The organism is Achromobacter sp. Marseille-Q4954 (genome assembly GCF_943737025.1).
Classification (GTDB): Bacteria; Pseudomonadota; Gammaproteobacteria; order Burkholderiales; family Burkholderiaceae_B; genus Achromobacter; species Achromobacter bronchisepticus_A.
In genome coordinates this window covers 1,564,788-1,587,155 of record NZ_CALSFQ010000001.1, presented here as the reverse complement: position 1 = coordinate 1,587,155, position 22,368 = coordinate 1,564,788, and the positions used below count along the sequence as shown (strand labels likewise).

Below are 22,368 nucleotides of genomic sequence, written 5' to 3'. Positions count from 1 at the left end.
TGGACGCGCGCTATTTCGCAAGAGCCGCCTGTTCGAAGCCCTGTGCGAGATCCTCGATGAGATCGGCCGGATTCTCGAGGCCGATGTGCAAGCGCACCACCGGCCCGTGGCCGCTCCAGTCTGTGACGCTACGCGCCTGGGTGAGGTGCGCGCCTGTGACCAGGCTCTCGTAGCCTCCCCAGGATGCACCCAAGCCGAACAGCCGCAGGCTGTCGATGAAGCGGTCAACGTTGGCTTGAGGTGTGCCTTCGGGCAATTCGAAAGACACCAGTCCATTGGTGCCTTGGCAATCGCGCAGCCACAATTCATGTCCGGGATGCGACGGCAGGGCTGGGCAGAATACCGTCCGCACCGCCGGCTGCTCCAGCAACCACTTCGCCACCGTCAGCGCGTGCTGTTCATGCATTTGGAGACGCGCTGCCAGGGTACGCATGCCGCGCAGCACCAGCCACGCATCGTCGGGGCTGACAGTCATGCCGAAGGCATCGCAGCGCTCGGCTAGCGCGCCCCAGGCTGCTTCGGTCGTAGCCACGGTTCCCATCATCACGTCCGAATGGCCGGATAGGTACTTGGTCGCGGCCATCACCGAAACGTCCGCGCCCAGCAGCAACGGCCGGTACTGGTAGCCCGATCCCCAAGTGTTGTCTGCCACCACGATCGCGCCGCGTTCGTGCGCCATGGCGGCGAGTGCGGGCAAGTCGCACATTTCGTAGACCAGCGAGCCGGGGCACTCGGCGTAGAGCATGCGGGTGTTGGGACGCATCTTCGCCTCGGCATCGCTGCCGTCGGCTGCGAAGAAGGTGTACTCGATACCGTAGGGCTGCAGGAACTGCTGCGCCATGTGCCGCACCGGTTGATAGGCGCTGTCGGTCAGCAGCACGTGATCGCCGGGCCGCAGGTAACTCAGCAGCGTCATGCCGATGGCCGCCAGTCCGGTCGGGAGCAGGCGGGTGCGGTAGGCACCCTCCAGTTCGCTGACTGCGTCCTCCAGCGCGAAGGTGGTGGGCGTGCCGCGGGCGCCGTAGCTGAAGATGCGTTCCTGGCCCCGCCGCTCGCGCATTTCGCGCTGGTGAGCGGTATTTTCGAAGACGACCGTGCTGGCACGCACGATCGACGGGTTGACGGCCGTGCCACCGATGTACGCCGGGGCCTTTCCTGTGTGGGACAGGCGGGTTTGCGTACTCCATTTCCTGGACAGAGAGTGTTCGTCTTTCATCGTGAAACCATCTGGACTGACGGGGTTGACAGAGATCGGATCGGGAAGAAGATCGTGCGCATGATGTTGCTACCTGCCGGTTATGGCAGCCATGCGTGGCGTGGGTTAGTTGGCGGCGGGTGGCAGGCGGAAGGCCGCCAATTCCCGCTCGTCGAGCAGGGGTACCAGACCGGTTTCCCAGGCCAGGTATTGGCGGGCCGCCTCCTTGTTGCCATCGTGCCGGTCGTGCACAAAGAACAGGTAATCAAGGCATGCTTCATCCGATGGGCGATCAGGGCTCGATTCGACCGGCATGGCCGCCTGCTGCCAGGCGCCCATGCCGCCCTCGAGCAGCAGCGGTGCCTGGGGAAGTTCCAGCGAAGCCCATTGCGCCAGCGCGGCCTCGTCCGCGACCAGCACGATCTGGCGGGGTTCGGCTACGAGGTCGCGCGCCAGGTTTGGGCGGATCGACCAGCGCGCGCCGGGTATGTGCGCGGCCCGGTAGCGCATGCCTGGGCGCAGGTCCACCACCGCCACGTCCTGCCGTTGCAGGCGCCGCGCCAATTCCGGAACCGAGATGCTGGCCAGCGCCGGAGCGGGCGGGCTTGCTTCGACATCCAGCGCCAGGCCGCTGTTCAGCCCGCCGGCCAGCACGCAGGCGTCATGGCCCATCTGGCGCAGCCAGCTCGCAACTACGGGCGCGCGCACACCGTCGCTGTCGAAGAGCACCAGGCGCGCGCCGCGCACGCCGACATACTGGTCGCTCGCCTGCATCAATTGGCCGCCCGGCGTATGCTGCGCGCCCTGTAGCGACCCGGCCTTGAACTCTTCCGGCGTGCGCACGTCGCAGAGAAAGAGGGAACGTCCGACGTCCTGGAACCAGGTCCTTACGGTTGGCGCGTCCACGTAGGGCACGTCGAAGCGCGCCGCCAGGGCCCGGGCCTGCGTCTGCAGGGACTGTCCGCCGGAGTCGTCGGCATAGCGCCGGGTTCCACCATGCTCGAGCGGCAGGTCTGCCAGATACCAGCCCTGCGTGCCGTTTTCCAGCGCGTAGATTGGGTTGGGAACACCTAGGTTGATCAAGGTCTGCGCGCCGATGATCGAGCGCGTCCGGCCGGCGCAATTGATGACGATAGGCGTCGACTCGTCGGGCGCCAGGTTGCGGATGCGATAGGCCAGCTCGCCGTTTGGGCAGCAGATGGCGCCCGGAATATTCATCTTGCCGAACTCCGACACGGGACGCCCATCCAGCACCACCAACGGCGCTCCCTCGGCCTGTTTTTGCGCCAACTGCCGCGCGGTGAGACGGGGTGTCCGATAGACGTGTTCTGCGAGCTCGCCGAAAGTCTTGGATGGCAGGTTCACGCCGGCGAACAATTGATAGCCCGCCCCGCGCCAGGCGCGGGTGCCGCCTTCCAGAATGGCGACCTGCGTGTAGCCCAGCGCCTCCAGGCGCAGGCGCGCGCGCTCGGCCACGCCCGCGCTGCCGCCTTCGCCTCCGTCATACACCACGACGCGAGCCTGCTTGCGCGGCACCAGGCGTGCAATCTCCAGCTCCAGCCGGCTATAGGGCAGCGAGGTCGCATAGAACAGGTGCGATTCGCCGTATTGGCCGTGCTCGCGCACATCGAGCAAGGCGATCTCCCTGCCATCGTGCAGCCAGGATTTGAGGGTGGAAGCGGAAACGGAAATAGGCATGAAGGGAGTCGGTAGATGGAGGCAGAGTGATGCACTGACGCGCACGCACGCGGTGGAGATCCGGTGCTGCGCTCAGCGGCGTGTCTGTACGCCGATCGGCATGGGCCGGTAGGTGCCAGTTTCCAGGTCGTAGCTGACGCGCTCGTTCAGGGTTTCCAGCGCTCGGCCATACACGTGTAAATGGCGAATGATTTGCGCGCCGCGGATTTCCACCGAATGGATATCGTTGGGCATCAGCGCGATGCCCTGTCCCGGCGTCACCATCACCATCTCGGTCTCGCGCAGCGTTCCGACGCCGGGCACCGTACCGTCGTCGGAGCGTTCATAGACGCGGTTGTGCTCGCTACCCTCCACGGCGGCGATACAGGCCCAGGTCGTGTGATTGTGTGGCGCGATGCGTTTGACGGGGCGCATCACATTGAGATACAGCGCGTAGCTATGGTCTGGATCCTCGGCGATCAGATAGCGTGCCTGGTGCTCGCGGGCCTCGGGAGCTGGGTAATCGGCGGGTTGCCACAGATCTCGCCGTGCCGCGAGATCCAGCAACTGGTGCAATACCGCGTCCAGGTTTTCACGCGTGGCTGGACCGGCGCCGATGGCACTCCTCATGGCGGAAACAGCCGAGGCCACGGCTTGTTCTCGTCGCTTAGCAATGTTGTTCAAGACGGGCTCCTTCTGGTCGTTGAAGGCCAATTTAGTCCCGCGCCCGATGTCAAACAATCTGGGGAGTTCAAGTTAATACTTCAATATAATTAAAGTATGGACATGCTTGATCTGGAACTTCTGCGGACTTTGGCGACCATCGCGAACAAAGGCAGCTTCGCCGCGGCTGCGTTGCAGCTCGGGCGCACGCAGTCCACCATCACGCAGCAGATGCAGCGCCTGGAAGACAAGGTTGGTCATGAACTATTCGAGAAACAAGGGCGGCAGAAGCGCCTGACCGATCATGGCCGGCGTCTGCTGGGCTATGCGCTGCATATGCTCGCGATCCATGACGAGGCGCTTAGAAATTTGCAGCACCGGCAGGTTCAGGGCCTGGTGCGCATCGGCGCGCCCCACGACACGGCCGACACCATGCTGCCACCCGTGCTGCAGGAAATTGCATTGAATTTTCCCGGCATGCAGTTCGATCTCCATGTCGGGCGCAGCCCGTTCCTGATGGAATCGCTCAAGCAGGGCGAGATGGACATGGTGATCTCCAACCGCGAGGACGAGGCCTTCGAGGGCTTTGTCCTGCGCTCCAGCCCCACCGTCTGGTTGTGCGGCGCCAACTATGCGCACGATCCGTTCAAGCCCATACCGCTAGTGATGGCGGACGGTCCGAGCATCTTTCGCCGGCTGGCCTGCGAAGCCCTGGACACCGCCGGCATTCCCTGGACGCCCAGCCATACCTCGACCAGCCTGGTCGGCATCCGCGCGGCGCTGCGCGCCGGACTGGGCGTCACGGCCCGCGGTGTGGAGCAGCTCGATCCGGGTCTGCGCGTGCTGGGTGCAGGCGACAACATGCCGCCGCTGCCGGACCTGGTCTATAGGCTTTACATTCGCAGCCACGTAGTCAATCCGGTGATCCGGCAGGTCTTCGAGAGCCTCCAGGCCCGCGTGCGCTTCAGCGGCGCGTAATGGCTCACGCAGCTCAAAGAACAGCGGCGGGCCTCAAATCTCAGGCGCAATAGCGCGTCGCTGCGGCTACATCACGGGCCGCGTTCGATACCGCGCCGGAAATGTACTGCTCTCGGTTCTTCGCCAAACAACAGAGCGCTTGTCTGGCAGACAGCATCGAGATGTCGGCGCAGTACCAGTACAGAGCGTTGCTTCCACCAGTTCAGCAAAAATCAGCACGCTTACTGATTTAGAGCGAATTTCAACTAGTTCAACCTTCGCTGGAGATCGTCCGATTTCCCTGTACGTCCACTGCAAAACGCCACCTCAAAATCCATTACGGTTCCTGCACAATCACAGGGCTGTCGTCGGTGGCAAATTCGCTGTCAACGATCTAGTACTTACCCTTACCGAAAGAAATCAAGCGCTCGCGGCGCTGGCGCTCTCACTCTATGACGACAGGCAATCCATTAGCTTTTTCAATACATTTTCCTGCAACATTAATTTGAATGGCTGGGCATGGCTCTTTAAGATCGGCTGCAACTCATACGCCGTTCTACAAGGAGATTCGCAATGCCGCAGCAAAAAAACCCGGGATCGGAACAGATCGGCACCACCATCGAACAGGTCAAGACGCTGTTCAGCCAAGAAGGTGAAAACCGGGCGACGTTGGAAAAAACGCTGTCCAAACTGATCGGTCTGGCCGCAAACAAAGACTGGTGGGACGAGTCGCACTACCCGGCGCCTGAAGCCGGTGAGCTGCAGGCCCGCTACCTGATCCAGGAAGATGCCGACAAGTCGTATGCGCTGTACCTGAACGTCATGCGCCCGGGCAAAAAAATCGTGCCGCATAACCATACGACCTGGGCATGTATCGCCGCGGTCGAAGGCGTGGAGCTGAACTACACCTATGATCGCAAGGATGACGGCAGCGAGCCCGGACGCGCGCAGCTGGAAAAGACCGGCACCGTGGTAGTCGAGCCAGGAAGCGGCATTGCGCTGATGGCCGATGACATCCATGCCGTACATATCGAAGGCCAGGACGTGATCCGTCATCTGCACTTCTACGGCCGCGCGCTGGAAACGCTGGATCGCCGCATCTCCTTCGATTTGGAGAATGGCACTTGCCAGCAAATGGCTATCGGCGTGCAAACCCGCAAGTGAGGCGCGCCATGCTCAAGGATCAGACCACGCCTGCGCAAGAAGATGGCTTCAACACTCGTCTGCTGCGCGCGGGCCGTCCCCATCAAGGCTGGGTCAACACGCCCGTCACGCGTGCCAGCACCTATGTGTTTAACAGCGTGGGCGAATGGCGCGAAACGCGTCAGCGGCGCGACCAGGAACGCCTGGCCTCGTACGGCGCACGCGGCACGGACAGCACCTATGCGCTGGAAGATGCCCTGGTCCTGTTGGAAGGCGGCTATCGCGCCAAGGTCTTCCCGACCGGTCTGGCGGCCATCGCCATGGTATTCCTGGCCTATCTAAAGTCCGGCGACCACGTGCTGATCACCGACGGCGTCTACGAGCCGGCACGCGCACTGTGTGCGCAAAGCCTGTCTCGCCTGGGCATCACGCACAGCTTCTATCGTCCGGATGGCAGCGATCTGGCCGAGAAGATTCAGCCCAATACGCGCATGATCTATGCCGAGAATCCCAGCTCGTTGATCTATGAGCTGATGGATTTGCGCAAGGTGTCGGCGCTGGCCAGGCAGCATGGCTGCCTGCTGGTTGTCGACAACACGTGGGGCTCTGGCATTCTGCATCAACCGCTGGCGCTGGGAGCAGACATCTCGCTGATGGCGGCCACCAAGTACCTTAGCGGCCATGCCGACATCATGATGGGTACCGTGGTCACTACCAAGGAAGTCTGGCAGGAGATGGAGACGGTGCAGGTCAACTATGGCCAGACTGTCGGCGCCGATGACGCCTGGCTGATGCTGCGCGGCCTGCGCACACTGCCAGTACGCATGCGCACTCACCAGGAAAACATGCTGCGGGTGGCCGATTGGTTGCGCAATGATCCACGCGTCACCCGCGTCTACGCCGCAGGCTTGGCCGAGGGCGAGCAGGCCGGGATCTTCCAGCGAGACTTCAAGGGCAGCAATGGCCTGGTATCGGTGGAATTCAAGGCGGATATCAGCGCACGGCAGATGGAGGCCATGATCGACGCGCTGCGCCTTTTTGGCATTGGCGCATCCTGGGGCGGATTCGAGAGCCTTGTTGTTCCCATGAATATGGTGTCGGCGCGCAGTCTGTCGGACTGGAAGGCGCGCGGGGCCATGTGCCGCTTTCACATCGGCCTAGAGGAACCGGCGGACATCATCGCGGACCTGCAACAAGCCTTCGACGCCCATCTTTCCTAGCTGTGTCGCCAGCTGCGGCCGGCACCCTTCCTTTCTGTAGAACCCATGGCAACCAACCACACTATTCGCGCACGCGAAGACGCCGCCACGCTCAAAGACTGGCTGCATGACGGTCAGGAAATCGCCTTGCTGGACGTGCGCGAACACGGTCAGTACGGCGAAGCCCATCTTTTTTACGCTGTCAACGCTCCCTATAGCCGCCTGGAATTCGAAGTGGCCCGCCTCGTACCGCGCAAGACCACCCGTGTTGTCGTCTATGACAACAATGACGGTGTCGCCGAGCGCGCCGCCCAGGCGTTGCGTCAGCAGGGCTATACCCAGGTAGGCGTCCTCGATGGCGGCGTGCAGGCCTGGGACGCGGCGGGCTACGCCCTCTTTGCGGGCGTCAACCTGCCCAGCAAGACCTTTGGCGAACTCGCCGAGCACGAGCTGCACACGCCGGCCATCGGCGCTGAAGAATTGAACCGCCGTATCGCCGCTGGCGAAAACCTGGTGGTGTTGGACGGACGGCCGTTCACCGAATACCAGAAGATGAGCATTCCAACGGCGACCTGCTGCCCGAACGGGGAGCTTGCCCTGCATATCGATACGCTCGTGCCGGATGAGAGCACCACCATCGTTATCAATTGCGCCGGCCGGACGCGCAGCATCATCGGCGCGCAGACACTGATCAATCTGGGCGTGAAGAACCCGATCTACGCGCTGGAAAACGGCACGCAGGGCTGGTATCTGAAAGACTATCCGCTGGATCAAGGTCAGAGCCGCCGCCACGCGATCGACGCCGCGCCGCTGACACTGGACCGGGCGCGCGCGCGCGCGCAAGCACTGGCCGCCCGTCACGGCATACCCAACATCAAGCCCGAAAAGCTTGCTTCCTTGCTAGCCGATCCCGAGCGCAGTACCTACGTCTTTGATGTGCGTACGCCGGAAGAATATGCCCAGGGTACCTATGCCGGCGCAGCTCATGCCGCAGGCGGCCAGTTGATCCAGGCCACCGACCAATACGTGGGCACGCGCAATGCGCGGTTGGTTCTGGTCGACAGCGAAGGCGTGCGCGCTCCCGCCGTCGCCAGCTGGTTGCGCCAACTGGGCTGGGAAGTCTATGTGCTAGACGCAGTTGCCGGTGGCGCGCCGGTATCGGCCGACGCGCAGGTCGAAAATCGACTTGCTCGAGTGGACAGCAAGACAGCAGCTCGTCTGCGCGATGAAGGCGCGGCATTGGTCGATGTGCGGCCCAGCATGAGCTATCGAGCAAGCCATATCGACGGCGCTCGCTGGAGCATACGCAGCCGCGCCGACGCGCTGAATGGCGTCACCGTGCTTGTGGCCGACGATGCCCGCGTGGCTGAGCTGTATGCCCGCGAGCTGGCCGGCAGCGGCCCGCTCTACTTCTTGCTGGATACGCCGGCGCAATGGCAGGCCGCAGGCCTGCCGCTGGCCGAGACGCCGGATCTTCCGTCCGACGCAGAGTGCATTGATTTCCTGTTCTTCGTGCATGACCGCCATCACGGCAACAAGGCCGCGGCTATCAAATATCTGGAATGGGAAACCAATCTGGTCAACCAGATCGACGCGCGCGAACGTGCGGCATATCGCTTTCAACCCTGACGTTTCCATCCCTCGGCGCGGGACACGATTCTCGCGCCGTTACGCATAAACCAAGGAGAAAACCCATGAAACCCGTCGTCGCCATCGCTCTTGCACTGTTGGCCACCGCTGCTCACGCCGGTGACTTGAATGATGTGAAGAGCAAGAAACAGTTGGTCTGCGGCACGCAAAGCGCCAGCGAACCCTATGCCTACCAAGACCCGGCCACGCGCAAGTTTGTAGGCTACGACGTTGATATATGCCAGGCGCTGGCCAAAGGCCTGGGCGTGGAGCTGGTGCATAAGCCGCTGTCTACCGAAGCCCGAATTCCGGAGCTGAAGATGGGCCGCGTCGATGTGGTGGCGGGCTCCATGGCCTATTTGCCAGAACGCGCCGCGCAGGTGGACTACAGCGTCCAGTATCTGCAAGGCAATATCAAAGTGTTGGTGCGCAAGGACGACAAGCTCGGCACGCTGGCGCAGCTGGAAGGAAAACGCATCTGCGCCAGCAAGGGATCGTCGTCGGCCGCCATTGCCGGGCGCGTGCTGGCAAAGTCGCAGATCGTGACGTATCAGGATCTGGCCACCTGCTATCTGGGCCTGCAGAACGGCAAGGTGGACGGCATCTCGGCCGGCGAACTGACGCTCAAGCGATTTGAAATCGAGTCGGCGAAATCTGGCAGCGCCGCGACGCTGATCGATGAACCGCTGTTCACCGAGCGCATGGGCGTAGTGGCTTCCAAGGGCAATACCGCACTGATCGAGGCCATCAATAAAGTCATCAGCAAGATGGATGGCGATGGCGAACTCGACGCCATCTATGCCAAGTGGCTGGGCAAAGACTCGATTTACCAGTTGACTCGCAAGTTCAAGGTCGAACCAGTCGCTCTTGCCAATTGAGGATGAATCGGCGGCTCGCGAGAGCCGCCATCGCTGCATATGGATCTGAACATCTCTTTCTTGTTGCATGGGCAATATGGCGCCCTGCTGCTGTCAGGGCTCATGACCACGTTGCTGGTATTTGCCCTGGCCTGGGTGCTCGGCATGACGCTGGCGATCGCCATCGTGCTGTTGCGCGCCATCCCCTTCAAACCGCTCGACGCGCTGATGTCGCTGTTCGTCGAATACCACCGCAATGTGCCCACCGTGGTGCAGATTATGGTGTGGTACTTCGGCATTCCGCAACTGCTGCCGCCCGACATCCGCGCCTTCGTCAATGCCAGCAACACCGAGATCCTGTTTGCGGTGGTGGCCTTGTCGCTCAATGTCAGCGCCTATATGTCGGAGGATCTTCGTTCCGGTCTCAAGGCCATCCCGGCCGCGCAGATCGAAGCCGGACGATCCATTGGCTTGAGTTTTCTGCAGGCCATGCGTTACGTCGTGCTGCCACAGGCCTTGCGCATCGGTCTGCCGCCGCTGGTCAACCGATCGCTGATCCTGTTCAAAGACACCAGCCTGACTATGGTCATCGGTGTGGCTGAGCTGACCTATCTGGCCAAGAACATCGACAACCTGACCTTCCGCACCTTCGATGTCTTCGCCGTCACCACGCTGATTTACCTGCTGTGCTCGATCACCATCATGCTCATCGGCAGCCGGGTCGAGAAGGCCTATCCATCGGCTTACAAGGGGTAAAGCATGCTGGAGCTACTGCATAAATACGGCACGATGTTCATGGTGGGATCCTGGCCCAATGGCCCCCTGGGCGGTTTTGCAGCCACGCTGCTGCTGGCCGTTCTGGGCCTGGCGCTGGCCTTCCCGATTGCGGTGCTGCTGGGTTTTGCCCGTATCGGACCCTACCGCGTGCTGCGTATTCTGGCGACCTGCTGGGTCACGGCGTTTCGCGGCGTCCCGCTCATCATGATCATCTTCTGGGCCTATTTCGCCGTGCCGATGGTCACGGGCATGACGATCTCGCCGTTCAAGACCGCCCTGGTGGCCATCGTGCTGTACGAAAGCGCTTTTCTGGCGGAAATCGTGCGCGCCGGCCTGCAGGGCCTGCCGCGCGGCCAGACCGAAGCGGCGCGTTCGGCCGGCCTGTCGTACTGGCAAAGCATGCGATTTGTCATCCTGCCGCAGGCGCTTGTCAACATGATTCCGTCGCTGGTAAGCCAGTTTGTATCGACCATCAAGGCGACCTCCATTGTCTATGTCATCGGTGTCGAGGAAGTCACGTTCGTCGGCCAGCAGATCAACAGCATCGAACTGACGTCTGCGTTGCAAACCTATCTGATCCTGGCGGGCATCTACTTTGTCATCTGCCTGGCCTTGTCCAAGCTGGCCAAGCGCATCGAATCACGCATACAACGCCGCCGCCTGGGTCTGGCGTAAGCAGCGATAAGGGGAAAAGACATGATCGAAATGAAGAACGTCAACAAATGGTATGGCGACTATCACGCTCTCAATGACGTCAGCGGCCGTATCGAGAAAGGCGAGGTGCTGGTGGTTTGTGGGCCGTCCGGCTCGGGCAAGTCCACCATGATCCGCACGCTCAATCGTCTGGAGTCGATTCAGAAAGGCGACATCACCATCAATGGCGCCAGCATCTACGACCGCGAGTCGGATCTGAACAAGCTGCGTGCCTCCATTGGCTTTGTGTTCCAGCAGTTCAATCTCTTTCCGCACTATTCGGTGCGCGAGAACATCACGCTGTCGGCGCGCAAGGTGTTTGGCATGCCGACGCGCGAGGCCGACCAGATGGCCGAAGCGCTGCTGGCCAAGGTTGGCTTGGCGCACAAGATAGACGCCATGCCCATCAATCTGTCGGGCGGCCAGCAGCAACGCGTTGCGATTGCGCGCGCGCTGGCACAACGGCCGCCAGTCATACTGTTTGACGAGCCGACTAGCGCGCTGGACCCCGAAATGGTGTCCGAAGTGCTCAATGTCATGAAGACTCTGGCTTCCGAGGGCATGACCATGGTGATCGTCACCCATGAAATGGACTTTGCGCGCGAGGTCGCTGATCGCATCTGGTTCATGGATGCCGGGACCATTCTGGAAGACAGCACACCCGAGGCCTTCTTCACGGCACCCAAGCATCCGCGTGCCTGCAAGTTCCTGGAGGATGTGCGTCATTGATCCAGATGAGGCAGGCGCGCCATATTCCGGCTGTCACGTCAAGGAAAGTCCATGCGCAATCTGGATCTGGAGCTGCTGCGCACTCTGGTGGCTATCGCCGAACACGATTCATTCTCCGCTGCGGCGGAAAGTCTGCACAAGACCCAATCTGCTGTTACGCAGCAGATGCTGCGCTTGGAGAGCCTGGTCGATCTACCGCTGTTTGAAAAGCGCGGCCGCAATAAGCGGTTGTCCAGCCATGGCGAAAAGCTGGTCACGTATGCGCGCCATATGCTGGCCATGAATGATGAAGCTCTGCGCTCGTTGCAAGACAGTCTGCTCGAAGGCGAGTTGCGTCTGGGGTCGCCGCACGATGTGGCCGACAGCATTCTGCCCAGCCTCTTGATCCATGTGGTGCGCACCTTCCCTCGCATCAAGCTGGAAATCCGGGTGGACCGCAGCCCCAATCTGATGACGGCCTTGCGTAAGGGTGAGGTGGATCTGGCAGTGTCGACTCGCTTTGATCAGGAGTTCGAAGGCGTGGTCTTGCGCACTTCCCCCACGGTATGGCTGTGCTCGGCAGACTACGTGCACGACATCAACGCTCCCTTGCCGCTGGTGCTTGCCGATGAGCCGAGCATTTTTCGCCGCATTGCGCTCAATGCGCTGGAGCAATCACAGCTACGCTCGCAAACCAATTATGTTGCGCCCAATCTGGTGGCCATCAAGGCCGCCTTGCGTGCGCGCCTTGGCATCACTGCGCGCAGCGTGGAACTGCTGGGCTCGGATATGCGGGTGCTGGGAGAGAAAGAGGGGTTGCCCCGGCTGCCCGATGTCAATTACTACCTTTGGATACGACGGGATCACATCAACCCCTTGACCCGCCACGTCTACAACATGCTGAAGTCCAATCTGCGGCTGTCGTCCAATAGCGACGAGCAGAGCGGCTAGTACTCGTTGGCGCGTAGCGCCATCTCCACAGTTTCGGCCGGCTTGCCCAGACGCTGCGCAAAGACCGGCTACAGACCTGCGCCATCGCCCGCTTGGAAATGGCCGCTGTCGACCGGATCGCGGGCAGAGACAAGGCCTCCGTGAACCCCGCCACGGGCGGATGCAGGCCCGCGATACGGTCGCCAATGAACAGATTCCCAATGGGGATGTCAGTAAACCAGGTAGGCGGATCGCTTAAGTCACGGCTTAACACAGGGTAAACGTCCGCTGAATCACGGCGGAGTTGATGTCCTTTATAGTGGACTCGTTTCCAACCGAGAGAGCCACGCATGTCCAGTCCCGCTGCCATACCCGCCTATCCCCGGGCTGTGTTGTTCGACTTGCTGACCGCCTTGCTCGACTCCTGGACCATATGGAATCGCGCCGCCGGTTCCGAGGCCGCCGGGCGGGCGTGGCGCGCGGAATATCTGCGGCGCACGTATGGCTGCGGCGCTTATCAGCCCTACGAACAGCTGCTGCGGGAGGCCGCGTCCGCGGTTGGTTTACCCGCGACGGCGCCGGACGCGCTGGAGGCTGGCTGGGACGAGTTGCCCGCCTGGGATGGCGCTCGCGAATTGCTGCAGGCCTTGCGGCCGCATTGCCGCCTGGCCGTGGTTACCAATTGCTCAGCGCGTCTCGGGCGCCGAGCCGCGAGCCTGCTGGGCGTGGACTGGGACGTGGTGGTGACGTCGGAGGAGGCGGGCTACTACAAGCCCGATCCGCGTCCTTATGAACAGGCGTTGGCGCAGTTGCAGGTGCAGCCCGCCCAAGCCGCGTTCATTGCAGGTTCTGGCTACGACATGTTCGGCACCAGCAAGGTCGGCCTGCGCACGTATTGGCACAATCGCGTGGGGCTGGCGTTGCCGGAAGGCGCGGCGCGGCCGGAACTGGAGTCCGCGCGGCTGGAAGCGGCGCTGCCGTGGCTGGAGCGATTCAACGCCGCCTGACGGCAAGCCACTGCGCACCGCACTGCCCGCCAGTTGCGCGCATCAAGCCGCTGGCAAGGAAATCGCATCCCCCAGCCCCTTGACCTCCTTCAGCACGAACGAGGTGTAGACCTCCTTCACGCCTGGCAGCGCACCCAGTACGTAGCGCGCCAGGTCGCCGAAGGCGTCGAGGTCGCGGGCGATGACGGTCAGCTGATGGTCGTAGCGGCCCGAGACGCAGTGGCAGGAGAGCACTTCCGGTACCTGCCTGACGGCGTCCTCGAACGCCTTGACGTGTTCAGCGCCCTTCATGTCCAGGGAAATCCAGACGAACGCCGTCACGCCGAAGCCGAGCTTCTTGACGTCGACTTCGGCCCGATAGCCGCGGATCACGCCTTCGTCCTCCAGGCGCTTGACCCGGCGCCAGCAGGGCGAAGGCGTGAGCGATACGCGCTCGGCCAGGTCGGCGCTGGACAGGCGTCCGTCGGCCTGCAGGGCGGCCAGGATTTGCAGGTCGGTGGGGTCGAAATTCTTGCTTTGCACGATTCTTCCAATGAATAGAGAGTTTCGCTAATTTCAATCCAAAATATTACACATTTACGTCGAAAAATCGGAAATCTTCGCCAATCCGTTCCTGTATCTTTGCTTGGCTGTTAGAGGGGGCGTCGGCACCAGGAATGCTCCCCGTTTGATCACATATGGAGCAGACATGAAAGATTCGAATCCGGTACGCAAGGCGCTGCTGGCCCTGGAGCCTACCGAGGGGTGCTGGCTGACCCTGGCGAGCCCGGCGGTGGCCGAGGCGATTGCGCATTGCGGCTTCGACTGGCTGGTCGTCGACATGGAGCATGCGCCCAATGATGTGGCGGGCCTGACGGCGCAACTACAGGCCATCGACTCGGCGCGCGCGCATGGCGCCACCGCGTATCCGGTCGTGCGGGTGACGGTGAACGATGCGGCGCTGGTCAAGCGCGCCATGGATTGCGGCGCACGGACGGTCATCTTCCCGAACATCGACACGGCCGAGGACGCTCGCAACGCCATCGCCTCGATGCGTTTCCCGTCGGCAGGCAATGGCGGCGTGCGTGGCGTGGCCGGCCTGGTGCGGGCGGGCATGTACGGACAGGACCCCACCTATGTCAAGCTGGCCAATGAACAGGCCTGCGCGATCCTGCAGATCGAGTCGGCGCAGGCGGTGCGCGACGTCGAAGCCATCGCCGCGCTGCCGGGGGCGGACTGCTTGTTCGTGGGCACGGCCGACCTGGCGGCCAGTCTCGGTCGCCTGGGCGACATGACCCACGTCGAAGTCCGCGAGGCCGTCGACCGCGTGATCGCGGCCGGCAAGGCGGCGGGCAAGGCCGTCGGCATCTTCGCCAACGATCCCGAGGAAGCGGCGCGCTACCGCAAGCTGGGCGTGCAATTCATCGCCTTGCATTCCGATGTGGCCTGGCTGGCCCGGGGCGCCCGCCAGGCGCGCGCGCAGTTCGACGCCGCATGCCGCTGAGCCGGCGGCGCGATCACTTTCATCTGGTACGACAGGAACAGGCATGAATACAGCAGTATCTTCCGGCGGCTTCAGCTCGACGGCGCGCGCCAGCGTGCAGACTTTGCGTTCGTCGCAGATCCGCGAGGTCGCCAATGCAGGCATGGGCCGCGCCGACGTGCTGCCGTTCTGGTTCGGCGAGCCCGACGAGCAGACCCCGCCCGCGTTTCGCGATGCGGCCATCGCCCACATCGCGTCGGGGCAGACGTTCTATGTGCAGACCCTGGGCGTGCCCGCGCTGCGCGAACGCCTGGCGGCCTACGTCAGCGGCCTGCATGGCCGGCGCGAAGTCGACAATATCGCGGTGACCAGCTCGGGCACCTCGGCGCTGATGACCGCGGTGCAGGCCATCGTGGGCGCGGGCGATCACGTGGTGGCCGTGACGCCCCTGTGGCCCAACCTGGTGGAAATGCCCAAGGTGCTGGGGGCGAGCGTGACGACCGTGCCGCTGTCGTTTTCCGAGAGCGGCTGGCGCCTGGACCTGGATGCCTTGCTCGCCGCGCTGACGCCGGACGTGCGGGCGCTGCTGGTGAACTCGCCGAACAATCCGACGGGCTGGGTGATGAATGCGGAGCAGCAGCGTGTCGTGCTGGAGCACTGCCGCAAGCACGGCATCTGGATCATCGCCGACGATGTCTACGAACGCTATTACTACGAAGGCGCCGTGGCGCCCACCTTCCTGGACATCGCGGCTCCGGACGACCGCGTGGTCAGCTGCAATTCGTTTTCCAAGGCCTGGCTGATGACCGGCTGGCGCGTGGGCTGGGTGGTGGTGCCGCGCGGCCTGCTGCCGGAAATCGGCAAGCTGATCGAATACAGCAACACCTGCACGCCGGGTTTCGTGCAGACCGCCGCCATGTGCGCGCTTGAACAGGGCGAGCCCGTCATCGCGCGCACGGTGCAGCGGCTGCGGCTGGCGCGCGACCATCTGGCATCGAAGCTGTCGCAGGTGCCTGGGGTTGAACTGGCCGGCGCGGCGCCGGGAGCGATGTACACCTTCTTCCGCATCCGCGGCGTGTCTGACAGCCTGGCGTTCTGCAAGGACCTGGTCGTGCGCGGCGGGCTGGGCCTGGCGCCGGGCATGGCGTTCGGACCCGAGGGCGAGGGCTATCTGCGCTGGTGCTATGCCAGCGCGCATGAGCGGCTGGATGAAGGCGTGGCTAGACTAGCGCGCTTTCTGGACGCGGCGCGGGGCAAGGCTGCCTGAGCGCCGGGCCTCAACCTTAGGGTGCGACCCATGAATACTGCAGAGCTTCCCCGTTCCCTGGAATGGATAGAACGGCTGGTGCGTTTCGACACCACCAGCCGCCTGTCCAATCTGGGTCTGATCGAAACGGTGCGCGACCACCTGGCCGCGGCCGGCCTGGCGCCCAGGCTGATCTACAACGCCGACGGCAAGAAGGCGAATCTTTTCGTGACTGTGCCTGCCGCGGACGGCGGCACCCAGGGCGGGGTGGTGCTGTCCGGCCATACCGATGTGGTGCCGGTGGACGGCCAGGCCTGGAGCAGCGATCCGTTCGCGCCTGAAGTGCGCGACGGCCGCCTGTACGGCCGTGGCACCTGCGACATGAAGGGCTTCATCGGCGTGGCGCTGGCCATGCTGCCGTCGTTCACGTCGCGGCGGCTGCGCGTGCCGCTGCACCTGGCGCTGAGCTATGACGAGGAGGTCGGCTGCCTGGGCGCGGATGCCATGCTGCGCGAGCTGGCGAAGCTGGACATCCGGCCCGACAGCTGCATCGTGGGCGAACCCACCGAGATGCGCGTCATCTCCGCGCACAAGAGCAGCAATCTTTACCGCTGCACCGTGCACGGCCATGCCGCGCATTCATCGTTAACGCCGCGCGGCGTCAACGCGATCGAGTATGCGGCGCGGGCGATCTGCCATATCCGCGACATGGCGGACGGCCATCGCCAGAAAGGGCCCTTCGACCACGATTTCGAGGTGCCGTACACCACCGCGAACACCGGCACGATCTCGGGCGGCCTGTCCGTCAACACGATCCCGGACCGCTGCCAGTTCGAGTTCGAATTCCGCACCATCCCGGGCGTGCTGGCGCCAGACGTGATCGGCGGCCTGCGCCGCTACATCACCGGCGAACTGCGCGACCGCATCAAGGCGGAGAACCCGCAGGCCGATATCGAACTGGAAGCGCTGGCCGAGGTGCCCGGTTTCGATACCGCCGCGACCGCCGAGATTGCGCGGCTGGTGCAGGCGCTGACCGGCGCGCGCGGCACCGAGAAGGTGGCCTACTGCACTGAGGCCGGCCTGTTCCAGCGGGCCGGCATGACGGCGGTCATCTGCGGCCCCGGCAACCTGCAGCAGGCGCACCGGCCGGACGAGTATGTCGCGTTGTCGCAGATCAGCCTGTGCGAACAGTTCATGGAAAAGCTGGCGGGCCATCTTGCGATGGCCTGACTGACGATGCGTTGATCGATAGTTAATTTTTAAAAAAACAGAGGGAAAAATGGCTTATTCGGAGAAGACATGGAATGGGGCGGCCACCGCTCGCAACAAGGCGTCGCCGGCGGGCGACCGGCGCGCCCAGGCGCGGCGCGCGGTGATTGCCGCATCCATCGGCAATGCGCTGGAGTGGTTCGACATGATCGCGTATGGCACGTTCGCGCTGATCATTGCCAAGCTGTACTTTCCGTCCGCCAGCGAGAGTTCCTCGCTGCTGCTGGCGCTGGCCACCTTCGGCGTGTCGTTCCTGATGCGGCCGCTGGGCGCCATCGTGCTGGGCAGCTATGCCGACCGGGCGGGCCGCAAGGCGGCGCTGACGGCGTCCATTTTCCTGATGATGATAGGCACGCTGATCATCGTGGTGGTGCCCACGCATGCGCAGATCGGCGTGGCAGCATCGATCATCATTCTGGTCGCGCGCCTGATCCAGGGCTTTTCGGCGGGCGGGGAATTCGGTAGCGCGACGGCCTTCCTCATCGAGTATGCGCCGGACCGGCGCGCCTACTACGCCAGCTGGCAGGTCGCCAGCCAGGGCGCGGCGATCCTGCTGGCCGCCTTGTTCGGCGCGGTGCTCAATGCGACGCTGACCCAGGCCCAGCTGGAAAGCTGGGGCTGGCGCATTCCGTTCGTGTTCGGCCTGCTGATCGCGCCGGTGGGCTACTACATCCGCCATCACATGGATGAAACACCGGAGTTCAGCGCGGCAGAGGCGTCGGCCTCGCCGCTGAGCGACATGTTCGCGGGGCAGAAGCTGCGCCTGCTCGTTACCGTCGGCTTCGTGGCGCTGGGCTCGGTGGGCAATTACCTGGCCCTGTACATGCCCACGTACTCGATCCGCCAGCTGGGTCTGCCGCCTACCATCGGCTTTCTGGCGACGCTGGTCACGGGCGTCATCATGACGGTCGGCGCGCCTTTCGTCGGCACCCTGGCAGACCGGATCGGGCCCGCGCGCATCATGACGGCCGCGGCCCTGGCGACCGCGCTGCTGTGCTACCCCTTGTTCTATTTGCTGGTGTCGTATCCGACCGTGGGCGTGCTGATGATCGTGCAGGTCATCCTGGGCGTCCTGGCGACGGCGTACTTTGCGCCCATGCCAGCGCTGATGTCCGCCATCTTCCCGGTGCAGGTGCGCACCACCGGCCTGTCCCTGGGCTACAACATTGCCGTGACGATCTTTGGCGGCTTTGCGCCGTTCATCCTGACCTGGCTGATTGCGACCACCGATTCCAAGCTGTCGCCCAGCTACTACCTGCTGGCCATTGCACTCATGGCCATGGTGTCGCTGAACGTGGCGCGCCGGACTTTCCAGCAGCGCTAGGCGGCTGGCGCCGGCCTGCTCACCGGAGGCCGGCTCCGCTGCGGGCGGAATGTAGCCTATTGTTGCGCGGCGCGGCCGCTAGCTGTTACGGCTGGCGGCCGCGCCATTTTTGCCATCCTCCGGGCAATACAAAATGTTGCCTGTCTCCCGCCCCGCGCTTGCTAGCATGATCTGGCCGGAATGATCCGGCGCACCGACGGGATAGTGGAGGTTTCCATGAACTCAAGAACAATATTCAACCGGATCGCCGTTGTCGCGGCGTCGGGGGCTTTGCTGGCGGGTTGCGCCACGCAGCAGCAGACCAATACCGCAGTGGGCACGGGCGCCGGCGCGGCGATCGGCGCCGGTATTGGAGCCCTGGTGGGCCATGGCACGGGCGCGGCCATCGGCGCCGGCATCGGCGCGGTGGCGGGCGGCCTGGTCGGCTACAACTGGAAGGTCGTCAAGGAAGACGTGCAGAAGTCGGGCGCTTCGTCGCTGGGCATCGACGTGGTCGAAATGCCCGATGGCAGCCTCAAGGTCAACATTCCCAGCGGCGTGTCGTTCGATACCGACAAGACGCAGCTCAAACCCGCGTTGCTGCCGGTGTTGGACAGCGTCGCGCGCTCGCTCAACCAGCATCCTGAACTGCGGGCCAAGGTGGTCGGCCATACGGACAGCACGGGCGCCCTGGCGCACAACCAGACGCTGTCGGTCAATCGCGCCAAGAGCGTGACCGACTACCTCAGCAAGCAGGGCGTGGCCGCGGGCCGCCTGACTGTCGAGGGCCGCGGGCCGAACGATCCGATCGGCGACAATGCGACCGCCGAAGGCCGTGCGCTGAACCGCCGCGTGGAGATCTACCTGTACGCGGTCCAGCAGTAAGCCTGGGCCAGCCCAGTGTCCGAGGCGGCTGGCGCGATGCGCCGCCGCCTGTTTTTTTGGAGTCCGTCATGAGCATGTTCCCTCCCGCCCGCATCGGCACCGATATCGCCGTGGCCGCCTTGTCTGGCTGGCAGGCCGTGGCGATGCGCGACGCCATCGAAAAGCGCTTCCGCTTCCCCAATTTCAATACGGCATTCGGCTTCATGACGCGCGTCGCCATGTTCGCGGAGAAGCTGAACCATCATCCGGAATGGACCAACGTCTACAACCGCGTGGACGTGACCTTGACCACGCACGACGCCGGCGGCGTGACCGAGCTGGATGTGCGCATGGCGCAGTTCATGGACGAGGCGGCAGCGCAATTGGGCGCCACCGCGCCCAAGGCTTAGGGCGCGTTTTGCGGCGGCGTGGGCGGGAGCGGGTCTTCCGCGCTGTCCGCGTCAGGCTGCAAATGGCTGTTCACGCGGTCCAGCATGTCGCCCAGCAGGCGCTGCTCGTCGGCGCTGAGGCAGCCGAAGATTTCTTCATTGCGGCGGGCGATCAGGTCGATGACGCGCTGATATTGCGCCAGGCCGTCCGGGGTGGGCGCCAGCACCACGCCGCGCCCGTCGGAGGCGGACATGGTTTTTTCCACCAGGCCGCGGTCCACCAGGGCCTGCGCCGAGCGACTGGCTTGGCCTTTGTTCAGATTGGCCGCCCGCGCCAGGTCGTTGACCGACAAGGGCGCGTAGCGGCCGATGGCCGCCAGGCAGCGGGCCTCGCCCAGAGGAATCCCGCAAGCTTCCAGATAGGCGCGATTCGTGTCCCTGTCCGTGATCTTGTTGAGCACGTGCAGGCGGTAGGTCAGGAATCGTTCGAGGGCGGGCGGGTTCACGTCGGGCGGGCAGGTTCGGAGGCGGAGTAGTGTGCCACAGGACCGTTGGCCAGGCAGGCGGCTTCCGCCTGGGCCAAAAGCGTGGCGGCGTCGCGCGTATCGCTCAAGCGGGCCAGTAGCGACAGGCTCAGGATCGACAGGAAGAGCGATGCCTGTTCCTCGCCGACGCGCGTCAGGGTCTGCGCCATGGCGGTATAGATCTGGTCCAGTTCATCGTTGTTCATGCTAGCTCTTCCTTGTGCGCGTCGCGTGCGATCGAGGGGTAGTAGGGCTTGAGCGCGGCGCGCAGGGTGGCGGCCGACGGGTTGGTCCAGCGTCCCAGCACGTAGCCGTCAGGCCGCAGCAGGTAGACGGTGCCGGCTTGCGCGCCGTAGCGCTGGCGTAGCTGTCCGTGCGGGTCCTGCAAGGCGTCATCGCCCGTCTTCAGCACGCGCAGCGGCTGGGGGGCATCGCGGGTGGCGGCAGCCAGGGCGTCCAGTTCGGCCGCCAGCCGGGCGTCGGGAGCCAGCGACAGCGCGACGAAGCCGGCGCCAAAGCATGCGCTGAGGTGCAGCTGCGCGCCGTGATCGTGCAGCAGCGCTTCGGGCGCAGGCTGGCCGGGCGCAGCGGCCGTGCCGGCTTGCGGCGCGCCGTCATTCAGGTTCAGCGGCGAGGCATCGTAGGAGATGGGCGCCGACTGCCGCGGGTTGATCAGCTGACGCACCCGCTCATCCGACAGCGCCAGGCGCAGGGCGGCCTCGCGCATCAGGCGAAAGCCGAAGTCCGGCGGGGCCATGAACTCGGTGCTCTTCGCGCCGTAGGCCAGGTTCTGGCGGGTGGCGTGGACGCGCTCCACGCTGTAGCTGTCCAGCAGGCTGTCGGAGGCCTGGCCTCGCAGCACCCAGGCCAGCTTCCAGGCCAGGTTGCCGGCGTCGTCCAGTCCCGAGTTCAGGCCCCGCACACCGAAGATAGGCACCAGGTGGGCGGCATCGCCGGCGAACAGCACGCGTCCGTGGCGGTAGCTGTCCAGCGTCAGGCACTTGGCGTTATAGATCGAGATCCACAAGGGCTTCCAGGGTGCGGTCTCGCCGATCATGTCCAGATGGCTTTGCACGCGCGGCAGCACGTTCTCCCGCTTGACGGCCTCTTCGGGGTCTTCGTCGTCGCGGATCTGGTAATCCACCCGCCACACATTGCCGGGCTGGCGGTGCATGAGCAGGGTGGAGCCGGGATTGGAGGGCGGATCGAACCAGGCCAGGCGCTCCACGGGGCGGCTGGACTCCTGTTCGATGTCGACGATGACGTAGCGTCCTTCGTACTGCATGCCTTCCAGCTTCAGGCCCATGGCCTCGCGCACGGTGCTGCGGCCGCCGTCGCAGGCGATCAGCCAGTCAGCGCGCACGGTCTGACGGCCGCCTTCGATGTCCACTTCGGCCGTGACGCCGTCCGCGTCGGCGCGCAGGCCGGCAAGCCGTGCCGACCAGCGCAGTTCGGCCAGCGCCGGATGGCGCTGCATGGCCTGATGCGCGTACTCCTCGACGGCGTACTGCTGGATGTTGACCATGGGCGCGTAGCGCTGCAGCGGATCGTGCGGCATCTCGAAATGCAGGACCTCGCTGTTGCGGAAATAGCTGCGGCCGCCGGTCCAGGCAAGGCCGGTGGCCGTCAGGGGCCGGTCGGCGCCGACCCAGCCCATGATTTCCTGCGACCGCCGCGAGATGCAGATGGCGCGGCTGCCGCTGCAATAGTCGTCGTCCGCCTCCAGCGTCAGCGAGGCGATGCCGTATTCGGCCAGCAGGGCGGCCAGCGTCAGGCCGACGGGGCCGCCGCCGGCGATCAGGACGGGAACGTGCGCGGGGAGCGGCATGTTGTCTCCAGGTATTGGTTGTTTGCGCAACTATATTATTAAGAGGTT

At 63.9% G+C, this 22,368-nt stretch carries 23 protein-coding genes; 16 read left to right on the top strand and 7 right to left on the bottom strand.

From position 1 onward, the window contains the following. Positions 1–10: 10 nt before the first annotated feature. The 3 genes from metC (NGK62_RS07395) to NGK62_RS07385 form a co-directional block, all read right to left on the bottom strand. The gene (gene metC, locus NGK62_RS07395) at positions 11–1,216 is read right to left on the bottom strand and encodes a cystathionine beta-lyase (RefSeq protein WP_118932633.1); all 1,206 of its coding nucleotides are present in this window, start codon (positions 1,214–1,216) and stop codon (positions 11–13) included. A gap of 105 nt (positions 1,217–1,321) precedes the next feature. Continuing rightward, positions 1,322–2,893 carry a rhodanese-like domain-containing protein gene (locus NGK62_RS07390; protein WP_251877893.1) on the bottom strand — a complete coding sequence of 524 codons (1,572 nt, stop codon included), beginning with the start codon at positions 2,891–2,893 and terminating at the stop codon, positions 1,322–1,324. A gap of 72 nt (positions 2,894–2,965) precedes the next feature. Continuing rightward, positions 2,966–3,502, bottom strand: coding sequence for a cysteine dioxygenase family protein (locus tag NGK62_RS07385; protein WP_502802972.1), 537 nt, complete (start codon positions 3,500–3,502; stop codon positions 2,966–2,968). A gap of 150 nt (positions 3,503–3,652) precedes the next feature. Here NGK62_RS07385 and NGK62_RS07380 point away from each other — a divergent pair, with 150 nt between their 5' ends. The 10 genes from NGK62_RS07380 to NGK62_RS07335 all read left to right on the top strand — a co-directional run bounded on the left by NGK62_RS07380 (position 3,653) and on the right by NGK62_RS07335 (position 13,435). Continuing rightward, positions 3,653–4,513 carry a LysR substrate-binding domain-containing protein gene (locus NGK62_RS07380; protein WP_118932635.1) on the top strand — a complete coding sequence of 287 codons (861 nt, stop codon included), beginning with the start codon at positions 3,653–3,655 and terminating at the stop codon, positions 4,511–4,513. Between the two features lie 552 nt (positions 4,514–5,065). Continuing rightward, positions 5,066–5,656: a cysteine dioxygenase family protein gene (locus NGK62_RS07375; RefSeq protein ID WP_276310543.1), complete on the top strand. Its 591-nt coding sequence runs from the start codon at positions 5,066–5,068 to the stop codon at positions 5,654–5,656. Positions 5,657–5,664: 8 nt separating this feature from the next. Then, the gene (gene metC, locus NGK62_RS07370; protein ID WP_251877888.1) at positions 5,665–6,855 is read left to right on the top strand and encodes a cystathionine beta-lyase; all 1,191 of its coding nucleotides are present in this window, start codon (positions 5,665–5,667) and stop codon (positions 6,853–6,855) included. A 45-nt stretch (positions 6,856–6,900) separates the two neighbouring features. Further along, positions 6,901–8,463, top strand: coding sequence for a rhodanese-like domain-containing protein (locus NGK62_RS07365; protein WP_251877885.1), 1,563 nt, complete (start codon positions 6,901–6,903; stop codon positions 8,461–8,463). A gap of 65 nt (positions 8,464–8,528) precedes the next feature. After that, entirely contained in the window at positions 8,529–9,341 is an 813-nt protein-coding gene (locus NGK62_RS07360; protein WP_118932638.1) for a transporter substrate-binding domain-containing protein, read from the top strand. A 39-nt stretch (positions 9,342–9,380) separates the two neighbouring features. Continuing rightward, on the top strand, positions 9,381–10,076 hold the full coding sequence (locus tag NGK62_RS07355; RefSeq protein WP_251877883.1) for an amino acid ABC transporter permease: 696 nt from the start codon (positions 9,381–9,383) through the stop codon (positions 10,074–10,076). A 3-nt stretch (positions 10,077–10,079) separates the two neighbouring features. Continuing rightward, complete coding sequence (locus NGK62_RS07350; RefSeq protein ID WP_118932640.1) at positions 10,080–10,772, top strand: amino acid ABC transporter permease; 693 nt, start codon at positions 10,080–10,082, stop codon at positions 10,770–10,772. 21 nt (positions 10,773–10,793) lie between these two features. Next, positions 10,794–11,519, top strand: a complete 726-nt coding sequence (locus NGK62_RS07345; RefSeq protein WP_251877881.1) for an amino acid ABC transporter ATP-binding protein — start codon at positions 10,794–10,796, stop codon at positions 11,517–11,519. A gap of 51 nt (positions 11,520–11,570) precedes the next feature. Continuing rightward, the gene (locus tag NGK62_RS07340) at positions 11,571–12,449 is read left to right on the top strand and encodes a LysR substrate-binding domain-containing protein (RefSeq protein WP_118932642.1); all 879 of its coding nucleotides are present in this window, start codon (positions 11,571–11,573) and stop codon (positions 12,447–12,449) included. Positions 12,450–12,778: 329 nt separating this feature from the next. Beyond that, the gene (locus NGK62_RS07335; protein ID WP_251877879.1) at positions 12,779–13,435 is read left to right on the top strand and encodes an HAD family hydrolase; all 657 of its coding nucleotides are present in this window, start codon (positions 12,779–12,781) and stop codon (positions 13,433–13,435) included. 42 nt (positions 13,436–13,477) lie between these two features. Here NGK62_RS07335 and NGK62_RS07330 read toward each other — a convergent pair whose 3' ends face one another. Continuing rightward, a complete protein-coding gene (locus NGK62_RS07330) occupies positions 13,478–13,957 on the bottom strand; it encodes an Lrp/AsnC family transcriptional regulator (RefSeq protein WP_118932644.1) in 480 nt (159 codons plus the stop codon). Positions 13,958–14,123: 166 nt separating this feature from the next. Between NGK62_RS07330 and NGK62_RS07325 the strand changes: the two genes are divergently transcribed. The 6 genes from NGK62_RS07325 to NGK62_RS07300 all read left to right on the top strand — a co-directional run bounded on the left by NGK62_RS07325 (position 14,124) and on the right by NGK62_RS07300 (position 19,989). Further along, positions 14,124–14,918, top strand: coding sequence for an HpcH/HpaI aldolase family protein (locus tag NGK62_RS07325; protein WP_251877877.1), 795 nt, complete (start codon positions 14,124–14,126; stop codon positions 14,916–14,918). A 43-nt stretch (positions 14,919–14,961) separates the two neighbouring features. Next, a complete protein-coding gene (locus NGK62_RS07320; RefSeq protein ID WP_251877875.1) occupies positions 14,962–16,164 on the top strand; it encodes a pyridoxal phosphate-dependent aminotransferase in 1,203 nt (400 codons plus the stop codon). Positions 16,165–16,194: 30 nt separating this feature from the next. Further along, on the top strand, positions 16,195–17,373 hold the full coding sequence (gene argE, locus NGK62_RS07315; protein ID WP_251877873.1) for an acetylornithine deacetylase: 1,179 nt from the start codon (positions 16,195–16,197) through the stop codon (positions 17,371–17,373). Positions 17,374–17,422: 49 nt separating this feature from the next. Next, positions 17,423–18,736 (top strand): MFS transporter, encoded by a 1,314-nt coding sequence (locus tag NGK62_RS07310; RefSeq protein WP_251877871.1) that lies wholly within the window; start codon positions 17,423–17,425, stop codon positions 18,734–18,736. Positions 18,737–18,952: 216 nt separating this feature from the next. Further along, positions 18,953–19,600, top strand: a complete 648-nt coding sequence (locus NGK62_RS07305) for a YiaD family glycine zipper/OmpA-like lipoprotein (protein WP_059371515.1) — start codon at positions 18,953–18,955, stop codon at positions 19,598–19,600. A gap of 68 nt (positions 19,601–19,668) precedes the next feature. Next, the gene (locus NGK62_RS07300; RefSeq protein ID WP_059371723.1) at positions 19,669–19,989 is read left to right on the top strand and encodes a 4a-hydroxytetrahydrobiopterin dehydratase; all 321 of its coding nucleotides are present in this window, start codon (positions 19,669–19,671) and stop codon (positions 19,987–19,989) included. On the opposite strand, the gene NGK62_RS07295 is transcribed toward NGK62_RS07300, so the two are convergent. The 3 genes from NGK62_RS07295 to NGK62_RS07285 are packed head-to-tail and all read right to left on the bottom strand — an operon-like array spanning position 19,986 to position 22,320. Then, the gene (locus NGK62_RS07295) at positions 19,986–20,474 is read right to left on the bottom strand and encodes a MarR family winged helix-turn-helix transcriptional regulator (RefSeq protein ID WP_251877869.1); all 489 of its coding nucleotides are present in this window, start codon (positions 20,472–20,474) and stop codon (positions 19,986–19,988) included. The two genes, NGK62_RS07300 and NGK62_RS07295, sit on opposite strands and share 4 nt — an antisense overlap. After that, entirely contained in the window at positions 20,471–20,698 is a 228-nt protein-coding gene (locus tag NGK62_RS07290) for a hypothetical protein (RefSeq protein ID WP_059371517.1), read from the bottom strand. Before NGK62_RS07290 ends, NGK62_RS07295 begins: the two co-directional genes overlap by 4 nt. Further along, on the bottom strand, positions 20,695–22,320 hold the full coding sequence (locus tag NGK62_RS07285) for an FAD-dependent oxidoreductase (protein WP_251877867.1): 1,626 nt from the start codon (positions 22,318–22,320) through the stop codon (positions 20,695–20,697). The genes NGK62_RS07290 and NGK62_RS07285 overlap by 4 nt, the downstream gene beginning before the upstream one ends. Between the last annotated feature and the right edge of the window lie 48 nt (positions 22,321–22,368).